A 24,729-nucleotide genomic window follows, 5' to 3' on the forward strand; every position below is an offset into this window, starting at 1 on the left:
GTTAGGGAAGGATGGGCATGTCCACTGACCCGACAGTGCGTTACGAGCGGAAGGGCCCGGTCGCGACGGTCACGATGAACCGGCCGCGGTACCGCAACGCGCAGAATTCGGCGATGACCTACGCCCTCGACGACGCCTTCCAGCGGGCCGCGGGGGACGACGGGGTCAAGGTCGTGATCCTCGCCGGGGCCGGTGAGCACTTCTCCGCGGGCCATGACATCGGCACCCCGGAGCGCGACGCCCATCTCCCGCACGCGCGCCGGGCGGGCCTGTGGTGGGACCACTGCGGCAAGGCGGGCGCGGACAACCGCTTCGCCCGCGAGGCCGAGGTCTATCTCGGCATGTGCCGGCGGTGGCGCGAACTGCCCAAGCCGCTGATCGCGTCGGTCCAGGGCGCCTGTGTGGCGGGCGGGTTGATGCTGGCGTGGGTCTGCGACCTGATCGTGGCGAGCGAGGACGCCTTCTTCGCCGACCCGGTCGTCCGGATGGGCATCCCCGGTGTCGAGTACTTCGCCCATCCATGGGTGATGCCGCCGCGCGTCGCCAAGGAGTTCCTCTATACGGGCGACCGGATGAACGCCCGGCGCGCGTACGAGATCGGCATGGTCAACCACGTGGTGCCGCGCGAGGAACTCGACGTGAGATCACAGGCGTTGGCGACCCGGATGGCCGCGATGCCGCGCATGGGTCTCGCCCTCGCGAAGCGGGCCGTGAACCAGGCCGAGGATCTCCAGGGGCTGCACAGCGGTCTCGACGCGGCCTTCGCCCTCCACCACCTCGCGCACGCCCACAACGCCGAAACCGGCGACGATCCGCTCGGCGGCATGGACATCGACGCGATGAAGGCGAAGGGGCGCGGCGCCTGATGGACCTGGACCTGACGGCACAGGAGGAGGAGTTCCGCGCCGAGGCCCGCGCGTGGCTCGCCGCGCACGTGCCGGGCACTCCCCTGCGCTCGCTGGAGACCCGGGAAGGGTTCTCCGAACACCGGGAGTGGGAGCGGGAGTTGGCGGCCGACCGCTGGTCGGTGGTCTCCTGGCCCGCGGCGTACGGCGGCCGGGACCGCTCGCTGCTGGAGTGGCTGCTCTTCGAGGAGGAGTACCACGCGGCGGGCGCCCCCGGCCGGGTCACCCAGAACGGCATCGGCCTGCTCGCCCCCACCCTCTTCGCCCATGGCACCGAGGAGCAGCGCGCCCGCCTGCTGCCGGCGATGGCGAGCGGCGAGACGGTCTGGGCGCAGGCGTGGTCGGAGCCCGAGGCGGGCTCCGACCTCGCGGCCCTGCGGTCGGTCGCGGTGCGCGAGCGGGGCGGCTGGGTGCTGCGCGGCCGGAAGACCTGGTCGTCGCGCGCGGCCTTCGCCGACCGGGCCTTCGGGCTGTTCCGCAGCCACGCCGACCCGGACCGGCCACCGCACCACGGGCTGACGTACGTGATGTTCCCGCTCGACGCGGCCGGGGTGACGGTGCGTCCGATCGGCCGCCTCGACGGCAGGCCGGCCTTCGCGGAGATCTCCCTCGACGACGTGTTGGTGCCGGACGCGGACGTGATCGGCGAGCCGGGGCAGGGCTGGGGCGTCGCCATGAGCACCGCGGGCAACGAACGCGGGCTGACCCTGCGCAGCCCCGGCCGCTTCCTCGCCACCGCGCGCCGGCTGGTGACCCTGTGGCGCGAGAGGGCGGATCCGGGCGACACGGCGCTCCGGGAACGGGTGGCCGAGGCGGCCATCAGGGCGCGGGCGTACCAGTTGTTCACGTACGCCCACGCGGAGCGGCTGTCCGCCGGGGGCTCGCTCGGGGCCGAGAGCAGCCTCAACAAGATCTTCTGGTCCGAACTGGACCTCGCGCTGCACGAGACGGCGCTCGATCTGCTGGGCCCGCAGGGCGAGTTGGCAGCGGGCAATTCGGCGGCGGGCCCGTGGGCGGAGGGCTATGTCTTCGCGCTGGCGGGGCCGATCTACGCGGGGACGAACGAGATCCAGCGGGATGTGGTGGCCGAGCGCCTGCTGGGCCTGCCCCGCGGGCGCCGGCGGGCGTGACCCCCGCCGCCTCCTCCGGCGAGAGGACATGACGTGAGGCTTTCGCTCGACACCGCGCAACTCGACTTCCAGCGCGCCCTGGCGCGCATGCTCAAGGAGGCCGACACACCGTCGGCCGTCCGCGCGTGGGCCCGCGGCGAGCACGGGCCCGGGCTGGCGCTGTGGGAGCGGGTGGCGGCCATGGGCGTCCTCGGGCTGGCCACGCCGGAGACGCACGGCGGTTCGGGCACGTCGCCCGTGGAACTCTCCGTCGCCTTCACCGAGTTGGGGCGCCACGCGGTGCCCGGACCCTACGTCGAGACGGTCGCGGCGGCCGCGCTCCTCTCCCGGCTGGCCGAGCACGGCGAGACCGCCCCCGCCGCGGCCTGGCTCCCCCGCGTCGGCGCCGGCTCGGCGAGGCTCACCCTGACGCTGCCCGGTGGCGGTCCGTACGCGCTGGACGCGGACGCGTGCGACGCGGTGCTCGCGGTGGCACCGGGCACGGACACCCTGCGGCTGGTCACCGCCCACGGCCCCGTACGGCTGTCGCTCGATCCCGCGCGGCGCCTCGCCCGCCCGGACGGCGGCGGCGAGGTGCTGGCCGCGGGCCCGGCCGTGCGGGAGGCGGCGGCGCACGCGGCGGACCTCGCGGCGTTCGCGGTCGCCGCGCAGGCGCTGGGCGTGGGGTGCGCGTTGCTGGAGCGCACGGTGGCGTACGTACGGCAGCGCACCCAGTTCGGCTCGCCGGTCGGCGCGTTCCAGGCGGTCAAGCACCGGCTGGCGGACACGCTGGTGGGCCTGGAGTTCGCCAGGCCGCTGATCTCCGGCGCGGCGGTCGCGCTCGCGAAGGGCGCGCGGAGCGCTACGGCCGAGGTCGCCGCCGCGAAGGCCACCGCCTGCGACGTGGCGTACGCAGCGGCCCGCACCGCGCTCCAGCTGCACGGGGCGCTCGGCTACACCGCGGAGTACGACCTGTCGCTGTGGCTCGGCAAGGCCCGCGCCCTGCGATCCGCCTGGGGCACGCCGGCGGAGTGCAGGGCGCGCGCGATGCAGCTGTTTTTCGAGTAAAACGCTTCCTGACGTCCACTCGGCGGCCGGGCGAGGTGCCCTGCCACGCCGGGCTCATCCTGACCTGCGGCGCGCTCGCGTGGCTGATCCGCATGGCACCGTCAAGCCGCCGATACCCCCACCAGGCATTGACCCCACCCCACGTCCACCCCTTGCCCCGCCATACACCCTGGGGGTATACCTGTCCCTGTCAGATACCCCCAGGGGGTATCACCTCAGCCTCAGGAGTCGGCAATGAGCACCACGGCCACCCAGGTCGAACTCACCATCGGCGGGATGACCTGCGCCTCGTGCGCCGCGCGCGTCGAGAAGAAGCTCAACCGCATGGACGGCGTGGAGGCCACCGTCAACTACGCCACAGAGAAGGCCAAGGTCACCTACCGCGAAGACCTCACCGTCGCCGACCTCGTCGCCACGGTGGAGGCCACCGGCTACACCGCCGCCGTGCCCCGGCCCGTACGGAAGAGCGGCCCGGCACCCGGACCCGGCGGCGGCGCGGACGAGGCGGACGACGGGGGCGGCGAGCTGCGCACGCTGCGGCAGCGGCTCCTCACCGCCGTGGTCCTCGCCGTGCCCGTGGTCGTGCTGGCGATGGTGCCGGCCTGGCAGTTCACGTACTGGCAGTGGCTGTCCCTGACCCTGACCGCCCCGGTCGTCACCTACGCGGCCTGGCCCTTCCACCGCGCCGCCTTCACCAACGCCCGGCACGGCGCGGCGACCATGGACACCCTGATCTCCGTGGGCACCTCGGCCGCGTTCCTGTGGTCGCTGTGGGCGCTGTTCTTCGGCAGCGCGGGCATGCCGGGCATGACGCACCCCTTCGAGCTGACCATCGCGCGCGGCGACGGCGCGGGGAACATCTATCTCGAAGCGGCCGCCGGGGTGACGGCGTTCATCCTGGCCGGGCGCTACTTCGAGGCCCGCTCCAAGCGCAAGGCGGGAGCCGCGCTCAAGGCCCTGCTGGAGCTGGGCGCCAAGGAGGTGACCGTGCTCCGCGACGGCCGCGAGGAGCTGATCCGCACCGAGGACCTCGCGGTCGGCGACCACTTCGTCGTCCGGCCCGGCGAGAAGATCGCCACGGACGGCACCGTCGTCGAGGGCGCGTCCGCCGTGGACGCCTCGATGCTCACCGGTGAGTCCGTCCCGGTCGAGGTGGGGGTGGGCGACGGGGTCACCGGCGCGACGCTCAACGCCGGCGGGCGGCTCGTCGTGGCGGCGACCCGCGTCGGCGCGGACACCCAACTGGCCCGCATGGCCGGGCTGGTGGCGGACGCCCAGAACGGCAAGGCGGCCGCGCAGCGGCTCGCCGACCGGATCTCCGCGGTCTTCGTGCCCGTGGTCATCGCCCTCGCGCTCGGCACGCCGGCCTTCTGGCTGATCAGCGGCGCGGGCCTGACGGCCGCGTTCACCGCCGCGGTCGCCGTGCTGATCATCGCCTGCCCGTGCGCCCTGGGGCTCGCGACACCGACCGCGCTCATGGTCGGTACGGGCCGGGGCGCGCAGCTCGGCATCCTCATCAAGGGGCCCGAGGTGCTGGAGACCACGCGCAAGGTCGACACGATCGTGCTGGACAAGACGGGCACGGTCACGACGGGCCGGATGACGCTGCTGAAGGTGCACACCGCCGAGGGCACGGCGGAGGCCGAGGTGCTGCGGCTCGCGGGCGCGCTGGAGCACGCCTCGGAGCACCCCGTCGCGCGGGCGATCGCCTCGGGCGCGGCCGAGCGGGTGGGCGCGCTGCCCGTGCCGGAGGACTTCGCCAACGCCCCCGGTCTCGGTGTGCAGGGCGTCGTGGACGGCCACGCGGTGCTCGTCGGCCGGGAGAAGCTGCTCGACGCGTGGTCGATGCCGCTGCCCCCGGGCCTGGCCCGGGCGAAGGAGGAGGCCGAGGCCGCGGGGCGTACCGCGGTCGCGGTGGCCTGGGACGGCGAGGCGCGGGCGGTGCTGGAGGTCGCGGACGCGGTGAAGGGGACGAGCGCGGAGGCCGTCCGGCGGCTGCGCGCGCTGGGCCTGACCCCGATCCTGCTGACCGGCGACAACCGCGCCGTGGCCGAGGCCGTGGCCGCCGAGGTCGGCATCGACGAGGTGATCGCCGAGGTCATGCCGGAGGACAAGGCCGCCGTCGTCAGGCGCCTGCAGGGCGAGGGCCGTTCGGTGGCGATGGTCGGTGACGGGGTCAACGACGCGGCCGCGCTGGCCCAGGCCGACCTGGGGCTCGCGATGGGCACCGGCACCGACGCGGCGATCGAGGCGGGCGACCTCACGCTCGTCCGCGGCGACCTGCGGGTCGCGGCGGACGCGATCCGGCTGGCCCGCAGGACGCTCGGAACCATCAAGGGCAACCTCTTCTGGGCCTTCGGCTACAACGTGGCCGCGCTGCCCCTGGCCGCGGCCGGCCTGCTCAACCCCATGATCGCCGGAGCGGCGATGGCCTTCTCCTCGGTCTTCGTGGTCGGCAACAGCCTCCGGCTGCGGCGTTTCTCCGCCGCGTAGGCGTTCGCCGGGCCGGTCGTCCGCACCAGCACGGCCCCTGACGTACCGTCATGCGCCGGGGTCGGGAAATGAGCCCCCTGTACCCGGTTCATGATGAATCGGTAACAGGCGCACCCTCCTTCCGCCCCCGGCCCTCTTCGCTGGTGTCAATCACCGCCGACAGGGAGGGCAGAAGCCATGGCGCTGCAGAAGAAGCACACGATCCGGATCGCGGCCGCGGCGGCGGTCCTCTCGGTGGCCGCGGGAACCATCGCCGTGGCGGCCGAGCACGGCGGGGGCGGTGGGAACAGCGCCAAGGTGTCGGACCGTCCCGCGCCCGCGAAGGGCGTGAGCGACGAGATCGTACGGATCTCGGAGGACCCGGGGAAGACCGTCAACCTCACCTTCGACGACGGCCCGGACCCCACCTGGACCCCCAAGGTCCTGGCCCTGCTGGAGCAGTACGGCGCCAAGGCGACCTTCTGCATGATCGGCCCGAACGCCCAGAAGCACCCGGACCTGGTGAAGAAGGTCGTGGCGGCGGGGCACCGGCTGTGCGACCACTCGATATCGCACGACACCACCATGGACAAGAAGCCGGTGGCGTATCAGGAGAAGGAGATCCTGGACGCGAAGAAGCTCATCGAGGACGCGTCGGGCGGTGAGCCGGTGCGCTACTACCGGGCTCCGGGCGGGGCGTTCACCCCCGACAGCCGGCGGATCGCCGCCGAGAACGGCATGCGCCCGCTCGGCTGGAACGTGGACACCAAGGACTTCGAGCACCCCGGTGTCGACAAGATCCTGGCCACCGCCGAGCGGGAGCTGGCCAAGGGCCCGACGGTGCTGATGCACGACGGCGGCGGCTCGCGCGCCCAGACGGTCGAGGCGCTCGCCCGGCTGCTGCCCTGGCTCAAGCAGGAGGGCTACACCTTCAGCTTCCCCAAGATCTGACCGCTGTCAGGGGGCGGGCACCACCGCGGCCTTGGTGGGTACCTGGGCCGCGGGGAAGGCGTTGTTGTTGTCGCAGGCCAGGTCCGAGATGACGGAACCGCCGCCGCTGAGCTCGACCTTCACGTCCTGGATCGGCCGCCCCCGGGGCACCTCGGCGTTCGCCGCCGTGCACACGAGCTGGCTGCGGGCGACGAGGGACAGCTTCACCACGTTGTACGGCAGCTGGACGCCCACCCGCATGGTGCCGGTGGTGACGTGGACCTCGCCGTTCATCTTCGGCAGGTCGGAGTACATCCCGCGTTCCCTCTCCGGCTGGTTGGTCCCCTTCAGGAGCAGGGCGACCGCGTCCTCCGGGCCGACCGTGTCCCCGGCGTCCCGGCTGCTGGAGGCCATGCCGGTCGGCGTCATGAAGTAGAGCCTGACCTCATAGGTGTTGGTCACGCCCTGCTTCCGCGCGCCCGTGGCGGGCTGGCCCGCGTCGATCGCGCCGGTGGTGGTGACACCGCAGCCCGCGAGCGTGGTGAGCAGCAGCGCGGCGGCGGCCGCGCGCGGCTTCCCGGCGGGGATCCTCACGCCTCCTCACCCCCGCCGTGGCGCAGGGGCAGTTCCACGGTGAACACCGCTCCTCCTCCGGGTGCGTTGGCGGCCCGCACCGTTCCGTCGTGCAGGCGGACGTTCTCCAGGGTGATGGCGAGGCCGAGGCCGCTGCCCTCGGAGCGGGCGCGGGCGGAGTCGGCCTTGAAGAACCGGTCGAAGACGTGCGGCAGCACGTCGGGGTCGATGCCCCGGCCCCGGTCGGCGATCTCGATCAGCAGCCGGTCGCCGGTGGCCTGTTCCTCGGCGCGGACGGCGACGCTGACCGGTTCCCCGCCGTGCTTGAGCGCGTTGCCGACGAGGTTGGCGACCACGACGTCGATGCGCCGCGGGTCCAGCCTGGCCCGTACGCCCTCGGGCAGGTCGGCGGCCACCTTGTCCTGCCAGCCGCGTGCCTGGAGGGTCTTGCGGACGGTCTCCGAGACGTCGACCTCGTCGAGGTGGAGGGCGGCGGCGCCCGCGTCGAAGCGGGAGATCTCCATGAGGTCCTCGACCATGCGGGCGAGCTTCCCCGTCTCCTCGCTGATGAGCCGGACGGCGTAGGCGGTGTCGGGGTCGAGCGTGGCGGCGTCCTCGTCGAGGACGTCGACGACGGCGGTCATGGCGGCCAGCGGGGTGCGCAGCTCGTGCGAGACGTCGGCGGCGAAGCGCCGCGAGTTGGCCTCCATGCGGCGCAGCTCGGCGACGTTCTCCTCCAGGGCCTCGGCCATGTCGTTGAAGGTCCGGGAGAGGTCGGCGAGCTCGTCGCGGCCGGTCACCCGCAGCCGGGTGTCGAGCTCGCCCGCGGCGATCTTCCGGGAGGCGCGGCGCAGTTCGCGTACGGGCCGCAGCACGCCGCGGGCGGCGATCAGGGCGGGCACGGCGGCCAGCGCGACGGCGGGCACTGCGCCGCTCTGGGCGGCCTTGACCAGGGCCTGCACATTGGCCTCGTCCTCGCGGAGCGGCATCTGGGCGTAGACCTCCAGGCCGGAGTCCTGGCTGGTGTCCTTGAAGGTGACGGGCAGGCCGATGGCGAGCCAGGGGCCGTCGGTGTCCATGCGCTGGAAGGCCGGGATGCCAGAGCGGACCTTCTGCTGCAGCCCCTGCGGGATGGTCCGGCTGGTGTCCGCCGCGGGCACCATGGCCCCGCCCTGGTAGCGGAGGTGGATGATCCAGCGCTGCGCGCCGCCCGCCGCGGAGAGCCGGCGGCCGAGGTCCGCCTGGGCCTGCGGGGTCAGCGGGAAGGTGTAGTCGGGCACCTGCGAGTTCACCTGCGAGCGCAGGGAGTCGATGGCGGTGTCCTGGGTGTGCTTGAGGATCGCGGTGCGGGCCGAGCGGAAGGTCAGCCCGGCCGTGGTGAGCGCGCTCAGGGCCGCGACCAGCAGGAACGCCACGACCAGGCGGGCGCGCAGCCCGCTCGCGGCGCCGCGCAGCTTCGGGCGGCGGAATTCCGGGCGGCGCAGTCCGCCGGGGCGCGGGAGGAGCCGGCGTGTCACAGGGGCCCGAACCGGTAGCCGAAACCGCGCACGGTCTGGATGTACTGCGGTGACCTCGTGGACTCCTCGATCTTGGTCCGCAGGCGCATCACGCAGGCGTCGACCAGCCGCGCGTCACCGTGGTAGCTGTGCTCCCACACGTGCTCCAGGAGCTGCTGGCGGCTGAAGACCCGGCCGGGAGTCGAGGAGAGGTACAGCAGCAGCTTCATCTCGGAGGGGGCGAGCGGCAGGTCCTGGCCGTGCCTGGCCACGAGCAGGCCGGCGCGGTCGATGGTGAGGTCGCCGTGCGTCTCGACCGGCTGGGCCACCGCCGGGTCGGGGCCGCCGTCGCCGGGCGCGGCGCGGCGCAGCACGGCCCGGATCCGGGCTTCGAGGACCTCGCCGCGGGCGGGCTTGACGATGTAGTCGTCGGCGCCCGCCTCCAGGCCGAGGACGACGTCGATGTCGTCGCCGCGCGCGGTGAGCATGATGATCGGGATCTGCCGGGTGGCGCGGATCCTGCGGCACACCTCGAAGCCGCTCTTGTCGGGCAGCATCAGATCGAGCAGGACGAGGTCCGGCCGGAAGGTCTCCATGGCGGCGATACCGGCCTCGCCGGTCGCCGCGCCCTCGACCTCGTGGCCGCGGCGGCGCAGGGTGAGCGTGACACCTTCCCGTACGGCTCGGTCGTCCTCGATCAGAAGCACGCGTGACATGCGGCCAGTATCCGTCCCATCAGCACATCAGTGCGACGTTCGGCCCTTCGGGCGGCCGAACTGTCACCGACTGCTCATATTCGCCGGAGCGGCGGCGGGCAGGGCTCCCGCGAGGACGGGCCACAGGCCGGGGTCCTCGAAGCCGAGCGCCCACAGCGCCGTCCCCTCGACCCCGTACTTCCGCAGGACACGCAGGTGGTCGGCGGTCCCGCGCGCGTCCTGGTACCAGACCTCGCGCTGTCTTCCGTCCTCGGTGTAGGTGAAGTGCGGGGTGTGCGCGACGGGGTCCAGGGCGTAGGGCGCGCCGGTCCTGCGGCGCAGTTCGTCGGCCTCCCGCCAGGTGCGGTGGGTGGCCCGGCCGGGGTCGCCCACCGCGTGGTCCCAGCCGTAGGCCGGGATGCCCATCTCGATCTTCTTCGCGGGGAGCCTGGCAGTGGCGTAGCGCAGGATCTCGTCGTACCAGTCGGGGGTGGAGAGCGGGCCCGGCGGGGCGAGGGCGTCGTGGAGGTTGTAGCCCATGATCCGCAGCCGGTCGAGGGAGCGGCCCAGCCGGGCGTAGTCGTAGGCGGGGCCGAGGTCGTGGCCGGGAGTGGCGGAGCGGGGGAAGACGGCCGCCGTGCACTCCTTGCGCAGCGCGTGCAGCCTGCCGCAGACCTCGTCGGTCAAGGCGCTGAAGCCGGTGCGCACCCGCTCGACGAGGCCGGGGGCGCTCGCGCTGTCGTTCATCTGCTCGTAGTCGAGGTCGAGGCCGTCGTACGGGAGGTCGATGGCGAGGCGCAGCAGGGTCTCGACGTGTGTGGCGCGGGCCTTGGCGTCGTCAGTCAGGTCCGCCATCGCGGCGGCGCCGAGGGTCTCGGTGACGGTGGGCACGACCTTGATCCCGGCCTGGTGCAGCCCGTCGATCACGGACCGGTCGCCGGCGCCGGGGTGCGCCGTGACCCGGTCGGCGGCGGTGGCCTCGTACCAGAAGGGGCTGACGGTGTGCAGTTGCTCCGCGTGGGCGAGCGCGTCCTGGTAGGCGCCGGGCTCCCAGTAGGGCAGCCAGGCGGAGACGTCCCGCTTCGGCGGCGGCGCGGCGTCGGCGGGGGCGGTCGCGGGGGCGGCGCTCAGTGCGGCCAGCGCGACCAGGACCGCTGCGCGGGTGCGGATCATGTGACCAGCGTGGTGCGGGGCGGCCGGTGGCGCGAGCCGGGGCTACACCTCCAGATGCCTCAGCAGCAGCTCGCGGAAGTCGTGGTCGAACGCCTCGTAGTGCCTGCGGAGCCGCTCCCCCGGCCAGTGCGGCGGCAGCAGCGCGTCCGGCAGGACCGGGTCCGCCAGGAGGTGGCGCAGGACCGCCGCCGAGACGGTGAACTGCTCGGCGAGGCCGCCGGGGCGGAGCGCCGCCTCCAGCGCGACCGCACGCGCCGCCCATCCGTCCAGGTCCCAGAGCTGTGCCGCGAGGTCCGCCGGGTCGCCCTCGGGTTCGCCGGTGAGGACCGCGCACTGCTCGGCGACGACGGGGGGCCGGTCGCGGACGAGGTTGGCGGGGCGGAGCCAGCAGCCCTCGCGGAGCTCGGCGAGGCGCAGGGCCGCCATCGCCTGGCGGAGGGCCGCGCGGTCGGCGGGGGCCCGGCGCTCGGTGGTGACGACGGCGATCTCCCAGCCGCCGCCCCAGGCCCGGGTGCGCGGGGCCCGGCTGTCGTCCTGCCGGGCCTGGCGGGCGAGGAGGCGGTCGGTGAGGCGGTAGGTGCCGTCGCGCTGTTCGAGGTCACCGGCGGCGACCATGCGGGTGAGGGCGGTGCGGACCGTGCCCTCGGCGGTGCCGAAGAGCGCGCCCGCGCGGACGAGGGCGCGGGCGGGCAGCGCGGGCGGGTGGTGGCCGAGCAGGGTGGAGAGCACGACCGAGCGCGCGGTCAGCGGCCGGAGGGGCAGGCGGTTGCCGGTGTCGTCCATGGTTGTCGAAACCCTGTTCATTACAGTGCTGGATCACGCATCATAAAACTGTAATGAACAGCTGCGCACCCGTCCGTCCGGAGGTCCCCCGTGAGCACCACCCACGACGTGTTCAACCAGGCCCCGCCCCTGACCGGCTTCACCACCGCCGACGACCCGGCGCTGCTGGAGGCTCTGCGCCGCGACGGCGGCGGCTGGGGCGAGCCTGAGGTGCGCACGCTGGGAGCGCGCGCCGGATCGGAGGAGGTCCAGGAGCGGGCGCGGCTCGCGGAGGCGTACCCGCCGGTGCTGCGCACGCACGACCGGTACGGCCACCGGGTGGACGAGGTGGAGTTCCACCCGGCCTGGCACGAGCTGATGGCCGAGGCCGTCGCGAGCGGGCAGCACGCCGCGCCCTGGGCCGAGCCCCGCGCCGGGGCCCATCTGGTGCGCGCCGCGAAGTTCTACGTCTGGGCACAGGCCGAGCCGGGGCACGGCTGTCCCGTCTCCATGACGTACGCCGCGGTGCCGGCGCTGCGCGCCCAGCCGGACCTCGCCGCCGCCTACGAGCCCCTGCTCGCCTCGCGGACGTACGACTACGGCCTCCGGCCCCCGCTGGGCAAGCGGGGGCTGATCGCGGGCATGTCGATGACGGAGAAGCAGGGCGGCTCGGACGTCCGGGCCAACACGACGACGGCGGTGCCCGCGGGCGACGGCTCCTATGTGGTCACCGGCCACAAGTGGTTCACGTCGGCGCCGATGAGCGACGTGTTCCTGATGCTCGCTCAGGCGCCCGAGGGGCTCACCTGCTTCCTCATGCCGCGGGTGCTGCCCGACGGCACGCGCAACGCCATGCGCCTCCAGCGGCTGAAGGACAAGCTCGGCAACCGCTCCAACGCCTCGGCGGAGATCGAGTACGAGGGGGCCGTGGCCTGGCCGGTGGGCGAGCCCGGGCGCGGGGTGCGCACGATCGTCGAGATGGTCAACATGACGCGGCTCGACTGCGTCATCGGCTCGGCGGCCGGCATGCGGGCCGGGCTGCGGCAGGCGCTGCACCACACGGCGCACCGGCGGGCGTTCGGGGCCGAGCTGATCGACCAGCCGCTGATGCGCAACGTCCTGGCCGACCTCGCCGTGGAGTCCGAGGCGGCCACGGTGCTGGCGATGCGGCTGGCGGCCGCGCTCGACGCCTCCGAGGCGGGGGACGCCGCGGAGGCCGCGCTGCGCAGGCTCGCGCTCGCCGCCGGGAAGTTCTGGGTCTGCAAGCGCGGCAGCGCGCACGCCGCCGAGGCCCTCGAATGCCTGGGCGGCAACGGCTACGTCGAGGAATCGGGGATGCCCCGGCTCTACCGCGAGGCGCCGCTGCTGTCCATCTGGGAGGGCTCCGGCAACGTGGGCGCGCTGGACGTGCTGCGCGCGCTGGCCAAGGAACCGGCGGCCCTGGAAGCCTACTTCGCGGAGGTCGGCTCGGCGGCGGGGGCGGACGCGCGGCTCGACGCCGCCGTGGGGCGCCTGCGCGGCCTCCTCGGCTCGCTCGCCGACCCGCACCGCGCCCAACTGCTGGCGCGCCGCGTCGCCGAGCAGCTCACGCTCGTGCTCCAGGGCAGCCTGCTCGTGCGGTACGGCACGCCGGCCGTCGCCGACGCCTTCTGCGCGTCCCGGCTGGGCGGCGACTGGGGCCACGCGTTCGGCACCCTGCCCACCGGCGCCGACCTCGGCCCGATCCTGGACCGCGCGCGGGCGAAGGAGGCGCTGTGACGGTCCGTACGGAACGCTCCGGCCCGGTGACGACGGTCGTCCTCGCCCGGCCCGCCGCGCGCAACGCCGTGGACGGCCCGACGGCCGCCCTGCTGGCCGACGCCTTCCGGGAGTTCGAGGCCGACGACGCGGCGCGGGTGGCGGTGCTGTGGGGCGAGGGCGGTACGTTCTGCGCGGGCGCCGACCTCAAGGCCTTCGGCACGGAGCGGGGCAACCGCGTCGCGCCCGACGGCGACGGCCCGATGGGCCCGACCCGGCTGCGCCTGTCGAAGCCGGTCGTCGCGGCCGTGAGCGGTCACGCGGTCGCGGGCGGGCTGGAATTGGCGCTGTGGTGCGATCTGCGGGTGGCGGAGGAGGACGCGGTCTTCGGGGTGTTCTGCCGCCGCTGGGGCGTGCCGCTCGTCGACGGCGGCACGGTGCGGCTGCCGCGGCTGATCGGGGCGAGCCGGGCCATGGACCTGATCCTCACGGGCCGCCCCGTGCCCGCTCCGGAGGCGTACGCCATGGGCCTCGCCAACAGGCTCGTACCGCCCGGCGGGGCCCGCGCGGCGGCGGAGGAACTGGCCGCCGAGATCGCCCGGTTCCCGCAGTCGTGCCTGCGCGGCGACCGCGCCTCCCTGCTGGAGCAGGAGGGCCTCCCCGAGGAGGCGGCCCTGGCGGCCGAACTCGCCCACGGGAGCGCCTCCTTGGCCGAGGCGGCCGAAGGAGCGGCCCGCTTCGCGGCGGGGGCGGGACGGCACGGGGACTTCTCCCGCATCTGAGAGTCACTTGCGGGACGCCCGCGGAACACCTGCGGGCATGTGAGGGACATCCGAGAGCGGCAGCCCCGGATCGCCCCTCCGCGTACCGGAGTTGAACGTTACGTTTCTGCACACAACGCACACAGTTCTTCATCCCATCGAAGGGATTACGCCGGGGGATTGGCTTCAAGGCGCGCGCGACCGCCAGGATCTGCTTCGTGAGTGGATGGGTACGGGCAGGGCGTACGGGCATGGTGACCTTCGCGGCCGTGCTGGCGACAGCGGCGGGCGCGCCGGCACCGGACGGTGACCCCGGGCCGGCGGCGGGCGGGCCGCGCCCGTCCCACGCGACCGCCGTCCCCGGCACCACGCGCGCCGCGGCGCCGGAGCGTGAGCGTGACGGTGGCCGCCCGCCCTCGGTCCGCGTGACGGACGACGGGCCGGGCGGCCTCTCGCCGTCGGTCGTCATCGACGACGGACGCCACCGGCAGGTCCGGGTCTCGGGCGGCGGGGGCGACGAGGGCACTTCGGTGGTCATCCGGGGGCGGGGCTGTCTGACGGTCCTCTCGCACGGCGCGGAGAGTTCGGCGGTGATCAGCGCCGAATGCCCGGAAGCGCCGCGGCCGCCCGCACGGCCTGCCGGTCCCCGGCCCGCGCCCCGCGCCCCGGCTCCCCCACCGCCCCGGTCCACTCCTCCCCCGCCGCCCGCCCCGGCCCCCGTGCGCGTAGCGGTGAAACGCGCGGCACCGACGCCGCCACCCCCGGCCCCGTCCGCTCCCCCGCCCCCGAACCCGTCTCCTGTGGTCGCCGCGGCCCACATCGCGCCCCGCGCCTACCACCAGGCGGCCGGAAAGCCTGCCCCGGGCGGCTCCTCGCCGGTCGTGCTCATGCTGGTGCTCACCGCCCCGGCCGTGCTCGCCGCGGCCATGCTGCGCCCGCGCGGTGGCAGTGGCGGCGGCGGGCAAGGCTGACCCGCCCGGTACGCCGTCTCCACCCTGCTCCCCCTTGTCTTCCCCCCTTGTCTCTCCCGCCCTTCCCGGAGGTTCCCCTTGGCCGAGTGGCTGGTCCTGACCCTCGCGATGGCCGCCGCGTGCGCGGTCGTCCTGACGATCACCGTGCTCAGGGAACGCAGGCTGAGCGAGCACGACGACCCCTCCGAGACACCCGACGTGATCGAGTACATGACGATGATGATCGGGGTCGTGTACGCCATCGTGCTCGGCCTGGCCATCGCCGGCGTCTGGGAGGCGCGCAACGCCGCGCAGGACGGGGTCCGCGCGGAGGCGCAGGCACTGCACGAGGTCAGCGAGCGGGTCCAGGCGTACGCGCCCGCGGTCCGGGACCGCACCCGTGAGGACGTCAACGCCTATGTGAGCTACGTGGTGCACAAGGAGTGGCCGGTGATGCTCAAGCGGGGTGAGCTCACCGACCGCAGCGAGCAGTTGCTGTCCAAAGTACGCGAGGACGTCACGTCGTACGTGCCGCGCGACGACCATGAGGCGCAGTCGTACCAGCCGCTGCTGGACCAGGTGGGGGCCGCGGACGCCGCGCGTTCCGCGCGGTCCCAGAACGCGGACGACACCATGCCGGGCGTGGTGTGGTTCGGGCTGATCGGGGGCGCCGTGGTCGCCGTCGGACTGATCTTCACCCTCCAGATCCGGCGCTCCCCGCGCGAGTTGCTGCTCGCGGGTGTCTACAGCGCGATGATCGCCTTCCTGCTCTTCCTGATCTGGGACTTCAACACACCTTTCGGCCACGAGGTGTCGGACGCCGTCGGCCCGTTCACGAACATGTTCGCCACCTGACGGGCAGTCGCTTGAGCCCGTTCTGGAGGTTGGACGTCAGCCGCACCGGTTCGCCCGCGAGCTCCAGGCCGGGCAGCCGGTCGACGGCCGCCCGCAGCATGGCCCGCAGTTGGGTGCGCGCCAGGTGGGCGCCCAGGCAGAAGTGCGGCCCGTAGCCGAAGCTGACGTGGTCGTTGGGCGTGCGGGTGATGTCGAAGCGGTCGGGGTCGGGGAAGACGCTCTCGTCGCGGTTGGCGGAGGCGTGGTAGACGACGACCTTCTCGCCGCGCCGGATGCGCACCCCGGCCAGTTCGGTGTCGCGGGCGGCGGTGCGCCGGAAGTCGATGACGGGCGGCCAGTAGCGGAGCACCTCCTCCACCGCCGTGTCCGTCGTGGCGGGTTCGGTCCGGAAGAGCTCGTACTGCTCGGGGTGGCCGAGGAGGGTGAGCAGCCCACCGGGGATGGCGTTGCGCAGCGTCTCGTTCCCGGCCACCACGAAGAGGAAGAACATCGTCTCGAACTCGTCGCGGGTCAGGCCGCCCCCGCACATGCGGGCCAGCACGCTGCCGGGGCGGACCTCGTCGGCCAGCGCGTGGGCGTAGGCGAACATGTCGGCGAGCCCCTCGCGCGACCGCGGACCGATCATGCTGCCGTCGGGCCGCCGGTACGTCGGCGGGCGGTGGGCGAGGGCCGCGCGGCCCATCGGGCTCAGCGCCCCGGGGTCGGCGGTGCTGGACTCCGCGTGGTCGGCGTCCTGATAGCCGATGACGCGGTTCGACCAGTCGTACAGCAGCAGCCGGTCCTCATCCGGCACCCCCATGAGATGGGCGAGCATCCGCACGGGCAGGTCTGCGGTGAGCTCCACGAAGTCCGCCGCGCCCCGCCCGGCGACGCCGTCCACGAGCGCCTCCGCGCGGGCCTCGATGACGGACTCCAGCTCCCGGACGGCCCGCGGGGTGAACGCCGAGGCGACGATGCGGCGCAGCCGGGCGTGGCCGGGCCGGTCCTGGTTGAGCATCATGGCCCGGACGAACGCGAGCTCCTCCGCGGTGGCGGGGTCGCGCAGCTGGGTCGCGCCGAGGTGCGAGGAGTAGACCTCCGGGGTGCGCAGCACCGTCTTGACGTCGGCGTGCCGGAAGACCGCCCAGTAGCCGGGGCCCTCCGGCCAGGGGCCCACGGCCGGTTCCCCGATCCGGCTGACGGGGGCGCTCGCCCGTAACTCGCGGAAGCGGGCGTACGGCACTCCGCGGGCGTAGGTGCCGGGGAGGAAGACGTCGGAGGTCACCTCGGGTGCGGTCACCTCGGGACCGTACGCCCTCCTCTGGCGGGCGCGTCAAGGGCTGGCCACAATGTCGGAGGGACCCCTGCGCCCATGGTGAGAGGCGAGGGGGACGATTTGACCGCACGCGGACAGGGAACGAGAGCAGGAAGCGGGAAACGGACGGAGGTACGGACCGTGACCGACACCGAGCCCGACCGGGCGGGCGCCGCCCGCGTCGTCGGCGAAGCGGAAGTGGACGCGCTGGTGCGGGGGATCTGTTTCAAGACCGGGCCGCCGCGGCGCCTCGGCGTCGAACTGGAATGGCTCGTCCACGATCTTCGCGATCCCGCCCGTCCCGTCACCCCGGCCCTGCTGGCAGCCGCCGTCGACCGGCTGCGGACCCTGCCGCTGAAGTCCCTGCTCACGGTCGAACCCGGTGGCCAGGTGGAGTTCAGCTCCCGGCCCGCGGAGTCCCTCGCCTCCTGCGTGACGGAGGTCTCCGCCGATCTCGCCCTCGCCAGGCCCGCGCTGCGCGACCTCGGCCTCGTCCTCGCCGGTTACGGCCAGGACCCCTGGCACCTGCCCCGCCGCGTCCTCGACACGCCGCGTTACGACGCGATGGAGGCCCACTACGACCGCATCAACGGCGCCGGGCGCACCGTGATGTGCCGTACGGCGTCCGTGCAGGTGTGCGTGGACGCGGGCTTCGAGGAGCCGGGGCCGCTGGGGTTCGGGCGGCGGTGGCGGCTCGCGCACCTGCTGGGCGCGGTGCTGGTGGCCGCGTTCGCCAACTCCCCCCTCCACCTGGGCCGCCCGACCGGCTGGCGCTCCAGCAGGCAGGCCACGTACACGCGGATGGACCCGGGGCGCACCCTGGCGCCGGACGAGGCGCTGGAGCCGCGCGCGGCCTGGGCGCGGTACGCGCTGGACGCCCCGGTGATGTGCGTGCCGTCGGAGGACGCCGCGTCCTGGCGGCCGCCCGCGGGCCTGGACCTGCGGGGCTGGGTCCGCTCGGGGCGGCCCCGGCCGGTGACGGCCGGTGACGTCGCCTATCACCTGACAACGTTGTTCCCGCCGGTGCGGCCGCGGGGCCACCTGGAGCTGCGCATGATCGACGCCCAGCCCGGGGAGGACGGCTGGCTGGTGCCGCTCGCCGTGGCCGCCGCGCTCTTCGACGACCCGGTGGCCGCCGAGACCGCCTACCGCTCGGTGAAGGCGCTCGCGGACACCGCGGGCCCGGATCCCGCACCACGCAACGCCCTGTGGCGCAATGCGGCCCGCCACGGTCTCGCCGACCCCGAGCTGCACGGGGCCGCCGTCACCTGCTTCGCCGCCGCCCGTGAGGCGCTGCCCCGGCTGGGCGCGCCGCCCCGCGTGCTGGCCGCCGTCGACTCCTTCACCGCACGCTATGTCGACCGGCGCCGATGTCCCGCCGACGACGTCCTCGACCACGTCATCGGCAAGGAGAGCCGCACATGACCAACAGCACCCCGCCGGACCCCGAACCCCTCCGGCAGCGCGCCGTGACCGCCCTCGTCACGGCGCGCGAGCGCACCGGGCGGCTCACCGGCTGCGTGGACGAGCCGGAACTCCTCGCCCAGCACTCCCCGTTGATGTCCCCGCTGGTCTGGGACCTCGCGCACATCGGCAACCAGGAGGAGCAGTGGCTGCTGCGCGCGGTGGGCGGCCGCGCGGCGCTGCGCCCGGAGATCGACTCGGTGTACGACGCGTTCGAGCACCCGCGTGCCCGGCGCCCGGCGCTGCCGCTCCTGCCGCCCGCGGAGGCGCGGGGCTATGTCGCGGACGTGCGCGGCCGGGTCCTCGACCTGCTGGCGGCCACCCCGCTGCGCGGCGCACCGCTGGTGGAGTCCGGTTTCGCCTTCGGTATGATCGCCCAGCACGAGCAGCAGCACGACGAGACCATGCTGATCACCCATCAGCTGCGCCGGGGCCCGGCGGCCCTCACCGCGCCCGAGCCGCCACCCGCGGCGCCGGACGCGGGCCTGCTGCCCGCGGAGGTCCTCGTCGAGGGCGGCCCGTTCACGATGGGCACCTCCGCCGAGCCCTGGGCCCTGGACAACGAGCGGCCCGCCCACACCCGTTCCGTGCCGTCCTTCTTCCTCGACACCCTGCCGGTGAGCAACGGCGCCTATCAGCGGTTCATCGAGGACGGCGGCTACGCCGACCGGCGCTGGTGGCCGCCCGAGGGCTGGGAGCAGGTGCGGACCCACGAGCTGGCCGCGCCGCTGTTCTGGCGGCGCGAGGGCACGGCCTGGGTGCGGCGGAGGTTCGGGGTCGTGGAGCCCGTACCGCCGGACGAGCCGGTGCTGCACGTCAGCTGGTACGAGGCGGCGGCCTACGCCGCCTGGGCCGGACGGCGGCTGCCCACCGAGGCCGAGTGGGAGAAGGCCGCCCGCCACGACCCGGCCTCGGGCCGCTCGCGCCGCTACCCGTGGGGCGACGAGGACCCCACTCCGGCCCGCGCCAACCTGGGCCAGCGCCATCTGCGCCCGGCCCCGGTCGGGGCGTACGCGGCGGGTGACTCACCGCTGGGCGTACGGCAGTTGATCGGCGACGTGTGGGAGTGGACGGCGAGCGACTTCCTGCCGTATCCGGGCTTCCGGGCCTTTCCCTACCGCGAGTATTCGGAGGTGTTCTTCGGCAGTGCCCACAAGGTGCTGCGCGGCGGGTCCTTCGGCGTCGACCCGGTCGCCTGCCGGGGCACGTTCCGCAACTGGGACCTGCCGGTCCGCCGGCAGATCTTCGCCGGGTTCCGTACGGCCCGTGACGCGGAGCCGTCCTGATGTGCCGTCATCTCGCGGTCCTGGGGCCGGAATCCCCGATCGGCGCGACCGTGACCGAGCCGCCGCACTCGCTCGTCCGCCAGTCGTGGGCGCCCCGCCGGCAGCGGCACGGCACGGTCAACGCGGACGGCTTCGGCATCGGGTGGTACGCGCCGGGCGACCCCGAGCCCGCGCGCTACCGGCGGGCCGGGCCGGTGTGGGGCGACCTGACGTTCGCCGACCTCGCCCGGGTGGTGCGCACCGAGGCACTGCTCGCCTCCGTGCGGGACGCCACCGAGGCGGACGCCGACGGGGAGGCCGCCACCGCGCCGTTCTCCTCCGGGCCCTGGCTGTTCAGCCACAACGGGGCACTGACCGGCTGGCCGGACTCCGTCGCCGCGCTCGCCGCCGCGCTGCCCCCGGGGGCGGTGCTGCGGCTGGCGGCGCGGTGCGACTCGGCGTTCGTCTGGGCGCTGGTCGAGCACCGGCTGCGCGCCGGCGCGGCCCTGGGGCCCGCCCTCGCGGACACGGTCGCGGCCGTGGCCGGCGCCGCCCCCGGCTCCCGGCTGAACCTGCTGCTGACCGACGGGGCGACCGTCGCGGCGACCGCGTGGGGCGACTCCCTCTGGTGTCTTCGCGACTCCGCGGGGCGGACCGTCGTCGCCTCCGAGCCCTACGACGACGACCCCGCCTGGACCGAGGTCCCCGACCGCACCCTGCTCACCGCCACCCGCGCCGGCGTCGCGCTGTCGCCCCTCTCCCCGCTCACCCCGCACTCCGCGCTCAAGGAGCCCGTTCTGTGAGTCCGTTCGCCCTGACCCGCACCCTTCCCGCCGACGCGACCGCCGCCGCCCTGCGCGCGGACGTCGCGACCGGGCTGACCCGTACCCCCAAGGCGCTCCCCCCGAAGTGGTTCTACGACGCCCGCGGCAGCGAGCTGTTCGACGCGATCACCCTGCTGCCCGAGTACTACCCGACGCGCGCCGAGCGGGAGATCCTCCTCACCCGGGCCGCCGGGATCGCCGAGGTCCTGCGGCCGCGGACGCTGGTGGAGCTGGGCTCCGGCTCCTCCGACAAGACCCGCCACCTCCTTTCGGCACTGCCCTCCATCGACCACTACGTGCCCGTCGACGTCAGCGCGAGCGCCCTGGAGGGCGCGGCACGGACGCTGCTCGCCGAGAACCCCGGCCTGACCGTGCACGCCCTCGTCGCCGACTTCCAGTACGGCCTGGCGCTGCCAGACACGCCCGGCCCCCGGCTCCTCGCCTTCCTCGGCGGCACGATCGGCAATCTCCAGCCGGAGGAGCGGGCGGTCTTCTTCGGCGCGGTGCGGTCCGGGCTCGCGCGCGGTGACGCGTTCCTGCTGGGCACGGACCTGGTCAAGGACGAGCGGACGCTGGTCGCCGCCTACGACGACGCCGCGGGGGTGACGGCCGAGTTCGACAAGAACGTCCTCGCCGTCGTCAACCGTGAGCTCGGCGCCGACTTCGACCCCGCGGACTTCGACCACGTCGCCCTCTGGGACGAGCGGCGGGAGTGGATCGAGATGCGGCTGCGGGCCCGCAGCGCCGTCGTGGTGAAGATCCCCGCGCTGGACCTCGCGGTGCACTTCGAGGAGGGTGAGGAGCTGCGGACGGAGATCTCGGCGAAGTTCCGCCACGAGGGGGTGCGCCGGGAGCTGGCGGCCGCGGGGCTGGAACTGCGCCGCTGGTGGACCGACGAGCAGGGGCGCTTCGCGCTTTCGCTGTCCGTGCCGGTTAGCCTCGCGGTGTGAACGAGGAGAAGGACCAGCGGCGCGGCGAGGGCATCATACCGGCCAACCTGGACGCTCCGATCGAAGAGCTTGAGTGGCCGAAGGATCATGGCGAACGTCTGGCGCTTGTGCGCGAGAAGGTGCAGCCGACCGGTGACCTGATGCCCGTGTACGTCCCCGAGGCGTTCGGCGGGTACCCGCTCGTGCTGTACGTCTGCGAGGAGTCGCAGACGACGGGCCCGTGTGAGGGCAACCTCCGGGCCTCCCTCATGGTCACCCGCATCACGGACGAGATGTACCCCATCTACGGGACCACTCTCGGTGTGCTGATCGCGCCCGGTGGCACAGAGCTGGGCTTCTCTGACGGCGAGATCCAAAAGCTCAGGTTGCTGGCTGCGCCGTAGCAATCTGACGGTGCGTCAGTTGTTCTGCTGATAGCTATACACCAGAAGACCCCCATGCCCACTCAGGGCGCGGGGGTCTTATTGTCTTTGGGTGTAGCTCTTCTGGAGGGAAGGGCTTCTCCTTCGTCGGATGAACGTGATGGCACTTGCAGCCCGCCCCCTGAGGAGCGGGGGACTTGGGGGTCAGCCGGAGGAGATCCGACTGACGCAGAGGGCGACAACTCCCGCCCAGAGGGCCCCGAGGGCTAGGTCGCCGGGCGTGGGCCACTTCCACTTCACGCCTGGCGCCTCTTCGCCTTGCAGAGGAAGCACATGCACGGGGGCCAGGCCGAACTGGGCTCAAGGACAGGGGGCTTGTCCTTGCTCGTCTTGTAAACGACCTGGCTCTCGTAGGTCTGGCCGCTGTCGCGCGAGACTCTGATCGTCATCGCCACGCGGATCACCGCGCCGAGAGGGGACGGCCCCGGTGGGGGTGGCGCAGTATCTCCCGGTTGCACGCGCCCTCCCTGCGGAGGTCGCCCTCGTCGCGGGCCGACGTGCGGTCCTCGTCGGCTCTCGTGCAGGGCATGCACCTGGGGTGCGGCGGGGGCCCCGAGCAGGGGGCACGTTCCGAGACGGTCGTGGGTTCGGCGTGATCCGAGAGGACCGTTCGAGCCGGTGTACAGGTACTTCCTCGGAAGCTTGCCATTGCTTCGCCTCGTTCCTGTGTCGCTCGGGAAGTCCTCTCGAACGTAGAACCAGGCGTTCCCAACTCCCAAGAAGCTTGCGGCAGTTTGCAGCATCGCGATTGACGGGCCCGAACGGCTAGTCGACCATCGGTGTATCGCGCAAACTTGCGCAAGGCGGAGGACGGGAGAGCGACCATGAAGCTACGGTTCCTTGGTAAGAACTCGACCCCGGGCGACAGCCCGACGCTGTACGCCAGTGACCGAGACAGCTACGTCATCCAAGGCTGGAAGATCTACGCGAACGATCTGCTCATGCAGCTCGACGTCCCCCAAGGGGACGTCGCCGTCGAGGTCCCCATCGAGCTTTTTGAGCACCTGACGAAGGACGGACTATCGTCCGGGACGATCAAGAACTTCTCGGCCCCGATCATGATCTGCACGAAACAGGGGACATGCATCGTGCAGGGGCCCAAAATGCGCGACCCGGAAGCCCTGAGTCAGATGCGACTGCCCGACTACGAGGACTGCCTCGAAGTCCCGCGATCCGCGATCTTGCACCTCTTGGAGGAAGACGAGTGGACCTGATCACCAGCGCACAGCGTGACGAGCTGTTCAACAGCTTCGAGCGCGACGCCTTCCACCTAGAGCTGAGAGACGACTACGGCTCCCCGGTCGAGGACACGCCCTATGCGCGCTGGCAGCGAGGCGAGCCGGACAACTTTGAGTGGCTGGACCCCTGGAAGTCGCTCATGCGCCGTTCCACGGGTGCGGGCAAGACCGTACGACGGGTCAGGGTGATCACCGAGCCCCACACGCAGTACGTCCGGTGGGAGCACTCGCTAACGGTACAGAACATCGAGGTGGGCGAGGACATCCGCTGGCTTCCGCGTCACCAACTCCCCGAAGGGATCGCCTTCCCCGTACAGGGCAACGACTGGTGGCTCTACGACGACAAGCTCCTCGCGGTCGGCCACTTCGACACCGAAGGCAGGGTTCTCGGATCAGAGCTGATCACAGATCCCAAGATCGTGGCCGAGTGCATCCGAATCCGAGACCTCCTTTGGGGCCTCGCCATTCCCCACACCGAGTACAAGCCCTGATCATCGGACCGTGAGCACAGAGGCACAAGACCAACGAGAGGCCCTGGGCGCCCGTCTGCGTGTGTTCCGGAAGGACGCGGGATACACCAGCGGGCGTGCCTTCGCTGCCGCCGCCGGCTGGCACGAATCCAAGGTCTCCCGGATCGAGCACGGCCGGCAGAAGCCGAGCGAGGAAGACCTCCGCGTCTGGTGCGAGGCAACCGGGCAACAAGATCAGGTAGCGGACCTGATTGCCGTTCTGCGGCACATCAACGAACTGTGGCTGGAGTGGAAGCGACAGCTCAAGGACGGCGCGACCTCCCGGCAGCAGAAGGCCATACCGGTCTACGCCAAGACCAAGCTCTTCAGGATCTGGCACCCGACGCTCGTCTGGGGAGCCCTGCAAACCGCCGACTACGCCGCGGACACCTTCAAGCAGGTCGTCAACTTCTACGACATCCCCGACGACATCGAATCCGCCCGGGACAAGCGCCTGGAGCGGCAGAAGTACCTCTACGAGGGAGACCGTGCCTTCCACGTCATCCTCGGTGAACAGGCCCTGTACAGCAACTTCGGAGGGCGGAACGTGATGCTGGAGCAGCTTGAGTGGCTGCTCCACGTGATGCGACTTCCACGGCTGAGCCTGGGGTTCGTGCCTCGCGCTGCTCCGCTGTGGATCTGGCCCGGCAACTCGTTCTCGATGTTCGACAGCAGGCTGGTGCTGGTGGAGACGTTCTCCGCCGAGCTGACGGTGTCGAAGCCCTCGGAGATCGAGACGTACATCAAAGCCTTCGGGCTCCTTAAACGATCAGCGGTCTACGGCGACTCGGCCAAGGAGCTGATCCGTGGTGCCATCCGGTACTACGACCGGTACTGACCTAGGGAGACGACATGACGACCGAGCCCCTGAACTGGCGGACCAGTACCTACACGAAGACTGACAGTTGCGTTGAGGTGGCCGACAACGACCCGGGCAAGATCCACATCCGAGACACCAAGCGCCGGACTGCTCCTGAAGTCTCCACGAGCCCAAGGGCTTGGAGCGTGTTTATTGACCACATCAGTACCGGCCGCTGACACGGTGGCCCCTCGGCTGTGGGCCGAGGGGCCACCCTCAACGAATGAGGAAGCGAGAGCCACCCATGAGCCAGAACGGAAATCGTCATGGTGCCTGATCTTGCCGTGCCAGAAGGGGCGGCGCCAGCCTGTGAAAGCACCCCCGGCCGGAGCCAGGGCCCTCCCTGTTCTACCGATGCTGTACGGCCGACCACCTCAGGCAGGCAGGTGCTCAACAGCACCTGCCGCGGTTGATCTTC

Annotated in this window: 25 protein-coding genes; 18 read left to right on the forward strand and 7 right to left on the reverse strand. The window is 72.8% G+C overall.

All coding sequences use genetic code 11. The features are described 5' to 3' along the window. Positions 1–11 precede the first annotated feature (11 nt). The 5 genes from AB0435_RS02575 to AB0435_RS02595 all read left to right on the forward strand — a co-directional run bounded on the left by AB0435_RS02575 (position 12) and on the right by AB0435_RS02595 (position 6,505). Positions 12–866: an enoyl-CoA hydratase gene (locus AB0435_RS02575; protein WP_366426012.1), complete on the forward strand. Its 855-nt coding sequence runs from the start codon at positions 12–14 to the stop codon at positions 864–866. Beyond that, positions 866–2,035 (forward strand): acyl-CoA dehydrogenase family protein, encoded by a 1,170-nt coding sequence (locus AB0435_RS02580; RefSeq protein WP_366426013.1) that lies wholly within the window; start codon positions 866–868, stop codon positions 2,033–2,035. The genes AB0435_RS02575 and AB0435_RS02580 overlap by 1 nt, the downstream gene beginning before the upstream one ends. A gap of 33 nt (positions 2,036–2,068) precedes the next feature. Continuing rightward, a complete protein-coding gene (locus tag AB0435_RS02585; protein ID WP_366426014.1) occupies positions 2,069–3,082 on the forward strand; it encodes an acyl-CoA dehydrogenase family protein in 1,014 nt (337 codons plus the stop codon). Positions 3,083–3,316: 234 nt separating this feature from the next. Next, on the forward strand, positions 3,317–5,575 hold the full coding sequence (locus tag AB0435_RS02590) for a heavy metal translocating P-type ATPase (RefSeq protein WP_366426015.1): 2,259 nt from the start codon (positions 3,317–3,319) through the stop codon (positions 5,573–5,575). Between the two features lie 177 nt (positions 5,576–5,752). Next, entirely contained in the window at positions 5,753–6,505 is a 753-nt protein-coding gene (locus AB0435_RS02595; protein ID WP_366426016.1) for a polysaccharide deacetylase family protein, read from the forward strand. A 6-nt stretch (positions 6,506–6,511) separates the two neighbouring features. Here AB0435_RS02595 and AB0435_RS02600 read toward each other — a convergent pair whose 3' ends face one another. The 5 genes from AB0435_RS02600 to AB0435_RS02620 all read right to left on the reverse strand — a co-directional run bounded on the left by AB0435_RS02600 (position 6,512) and on the right by AB0435_RS02620 (position 11,204). Further along, complete coding sequence (locus AB0435_RS02600; protein WP_366002220.1) at positions 6,512–7,078, reverse strand: hypothetical protein; 567 nt, start codon at positions 7,076–7,078, stop codon at positions 6,512–6,514. Beyond that, positions 7,075–8,541 carry an ATP-binding protein gene (locus tag AB0435_RS02605; protein ID WP_366426044.1) on the reverse strand — a complete coding sequence of 489 codons (1,467 nt, stop codon included), beginning with the start codon at positions 8,539–8,541 and terminating at the stop codon, positions 7,075–7,077. The genes AB0435_RS02600 and AB0435_RS02605 overlap by 4 nt, the downstream gene beginning before the upstream one ends. Before the next feature lie 29 nt (positions 8,542–8,570). Beyond that, positions 8,571–9,269: a response regulator transcription factor gene (locus AB0435_RS02610; protein ID WP_366426017.1), complete on the reverse strand. Its 699-nt coding sequence runs from the start codon at positions 9,267–9,269 to the stop codon at positions 8,571–8,573. A 63-nt stretch (positions 9,270–9,332) separates the two neighbouring features. Continuing rightward, positions 9,333–10,421: a glycosyl hydrolase family 18 protein gene (locus tag AB0435_RS02615; RefSeq protein WP_366002218.1), complete on the reverse strand. Its 1,089-nt coding sequence runs from the start codon at positions 10,419–10,421 to the stop codon at positions 9,333–9,335. A gap of 42 nt (positions 10,422–10,463) precedes the next feature. Then, entirely contained in the window at positions 10,464–11,204 is a 741-nt protein-coding gene (locus tag AB0435_RS02620) for a PaaX family transcriptional regulator C-terminal domain-containing protein (RefSeq protein ID WP_366002217.1), read from the reverse strand. A gap of 90 nt (positions 11,205–11,294) precedes the next feature. Between AB0435_RS02620 and AB0435_RS02625 the strand changes: the two genes are divergently transcribed. From AB0435_RS02625 to AB0435_RS02640, 4 genes are all read left to right on the forward strand, one after another. Next, on the forward strand, positions 11,295–12,941 hold the full coding sequence (locus AB0435_RS02625) for an acyl-CoA dehydrogenase family protein (protein ID WP_366002216.1): 1,647 nt from the start codon (positions 11,295–11,297) through the stop codon (positions 12,939–12,941). Next, positions 12,938–13,702, forward strand: coding sequence for a crotonase/enoyl-CoA hydratase family protein (locus tag AB0435_RS02630; RefSeq protein ID WP_366426018.1), 765 nt, complete (start codon positions 12,938–12,940; stop codon positions 13,700–13,702). Before AB0435_RS02625 ends, AB0435_RS02630 begins: the two co-directional genes overlap by 4 nt. A 197-nt stretch (positions 13,703–13,899) precedes the next feature. Further along, on the forward strand, positions 13,900–14,652 hold the full coding sequence (locus tag AB0435_RS02635; RefSeq protein WP_366002214.1) for a hypothetical protein: 753 nt from the start codon (positions 13,900–13,902) through the stop codon (positions 14,650–14,652). A gap of 78 nt (positions 14,653–14,730) precedes the next feature. Continuing rightward, positions 14,731–15,486, forward strand: coding sequence for a hypothetical protein (locus AB0435_RS02640; RefSeq protein WP_366002213.1), 756 nt, complete (start codon positions 14,731–14,733; stop codon positions 15,484–15,486). Here the strand turns inward: AB0435_RS02640 and AB0435_RS02645 are convergent. Beyond that, entirely contained in the window at positions 15,464–16,765 is a 1,302-nt protein-coding gene (locus AB0435_RS02645; RefSeq protein WP_366002212.1) for a cytochrome P450, read from the reverse strand. The genes AB0435_RS02640 and AB0435_RS02645 overlap by 23 nt on opposite strands. Positions 16,766–16,921: 156 nt before the next feature. Between AB0435_RS02645 and egtA the strand changes: the two genes are divergently transcribed. Genes egtA through AB0435_RS02670 form a run of 5 tightly spaced genes read left to right on the forward strand, consistent with a single transcriptional unit; the run spans position 16,922 to position 21,666 of the window. Then, a complete protein-coding gene (gene egtA, locus AB0435_RS02650) occupies positions 16,922–18,205 on the forward strand; it encodes an ergothioneine biosynthesis glutamate--cysteine ligase EgtA (RefSeq protein WP_366426019.1) in 1,284 nt (427 codons plus the stop codon). After that, positions 18,202–19,530 carry an ergothioneine biosynthesis protein EgtB gene (egtB, locus tag AB0435_RS02655; RefSeq protein WP_366426020.1) on the forward strand — a complete coding sequence of 443 codons (1,329 nt, stop codon included), beginning with the start codon at positions 18,202–18,204 and terminating at the stop codon, positions 19,528–19,530. Before egtA ends, egtB begins: the two co-directional genes overlap by 4 nt. Continuing rightward, a complete protein-coding gene (egtC, locus tag AB0435_RS02660) occupies positions 19,530–20,312 on the forward strand; it encodes an ergothioneine biosynthesis protein EgtC (RefSeq protein WP_366002209.1) in 783 nt (260 codons plus the stop codon). The genes egtB and egtC overlap by 1 nt, the downstream gene beginning before the upstream one ends. Beyond that, complete coding sequence (gene egtD, locus AB0435_RS02665; RefSeq protein WP_366002207.1) at positions 20,309–21,283, forward strand: L-histidine N(alpha)-methyltransferase; 975 nt, start codon at positions 20,309–20,311, stop codon at positions 21,281–21,283. The genes egtC and egtD overlap by 4 nt, the downstream gene beginning before the upstream one ends. Further along, complete coding sequence (locus AB0435_RS02670; protein ID WP_366002206.1) at positions 21,280–21,666, forward strand: hypothetical protein; 387 nt, start codon at positions 21,280–21,282, stop codon at positions 21,664–21,666. Before egtD ends, AB0435_RS02670 begins: the two co-directional genes overlap by 4 nt. A gap of 439 nt (positions 21,667–22,105) precedes the next feature. Here the strand turns inward: AB0435_RS02670 and AB0435_RS02675 are convergent, their stop codons facing one another. Continuing rightward, the gene (locus AB0435_RS02675) at positions 22,106–22,234 is read right to left on the reverse strand and encodes a hypothetical protein (RefSeq protein ID WP_366002198.1); all 129 of its coding nucleotides are present in this window, start codon (positions 22,232–22,234) and stop codon (positions 22,106–22,108) included. 295 nt (positions 22,235–22,529) lie between these two features. Here AB0435_RS02675 and AB0435_RS02680 point away from each other — a divergent pair, with 295 nt between their 5' ends. Genes AB0435_RS02680 through AB0435_RS02695 form a run of 4 tightly spaced genes read left to right on the forward strand, consistent with a single transcriptional unit; the run spans position 22,530 to position 24,490 of the window. Continuing rightward, complete coding sequence (locus AB0435_RS02680; protein ID WP_366002197.1) at positions 22,530–22,919, forward strand: hypothetical protein; 390 nt, start codon at positions 22,530–22,532, stop codon at positions 22,917–22,919. Further along, positions 22,910–23,434 carry a DUF6879 family protein gene (locus tag AB0435_RS02685; RefSeq protein WP_366002196.1) on the forward strand — a complete coding sequence of 175 codons (525 nt, stop codon included), beginning with the start codon at positions 22,910–22,912 and terminating at the stop codon, positions 23,432–23,434. The genes AB0435_RS02680 and AB0435_RS02685 overlap by 10 nt, the downstream gene beginning before the upstream one ends. 10 nt (positions 23,435–23,444) lie before the next feature. Beyond that, positions 23,445–24,290: a helix-turn-helix transcriptional regulator gene (locus AB0435_RS02690; RefSeq protein ID WP_366426021.1), complete on the forward strand. Its 846-nt coding sequence runs from the start codon at positions 23,445–23,447 to the stop codon at positions 24,288–24,290. Positions 24,291–24,304: 14 nt separating this feature from the next. After that, positions 24,305–24,490, forward strand: a complete 186-nt coding sequence (locus AB0435_RS02695; RefSeq protein ID WP_366002194.1) for a DUF397 domain-containing protein — start codon at positions 24,305–24,307, stop codon at positions 24,488–24,490. Positions 24,491–24,729 lie beyond the last annotated feature (239 nt).

The organism is Streptomyces sp. NPDC051173 (assembly GCF_040689515.1).
Taxonomy (GTDB): Bacteria; Actinomycetota; Actinomycetes; order Streptomycetales; family Streptomycetaceae; genus Streptomyces.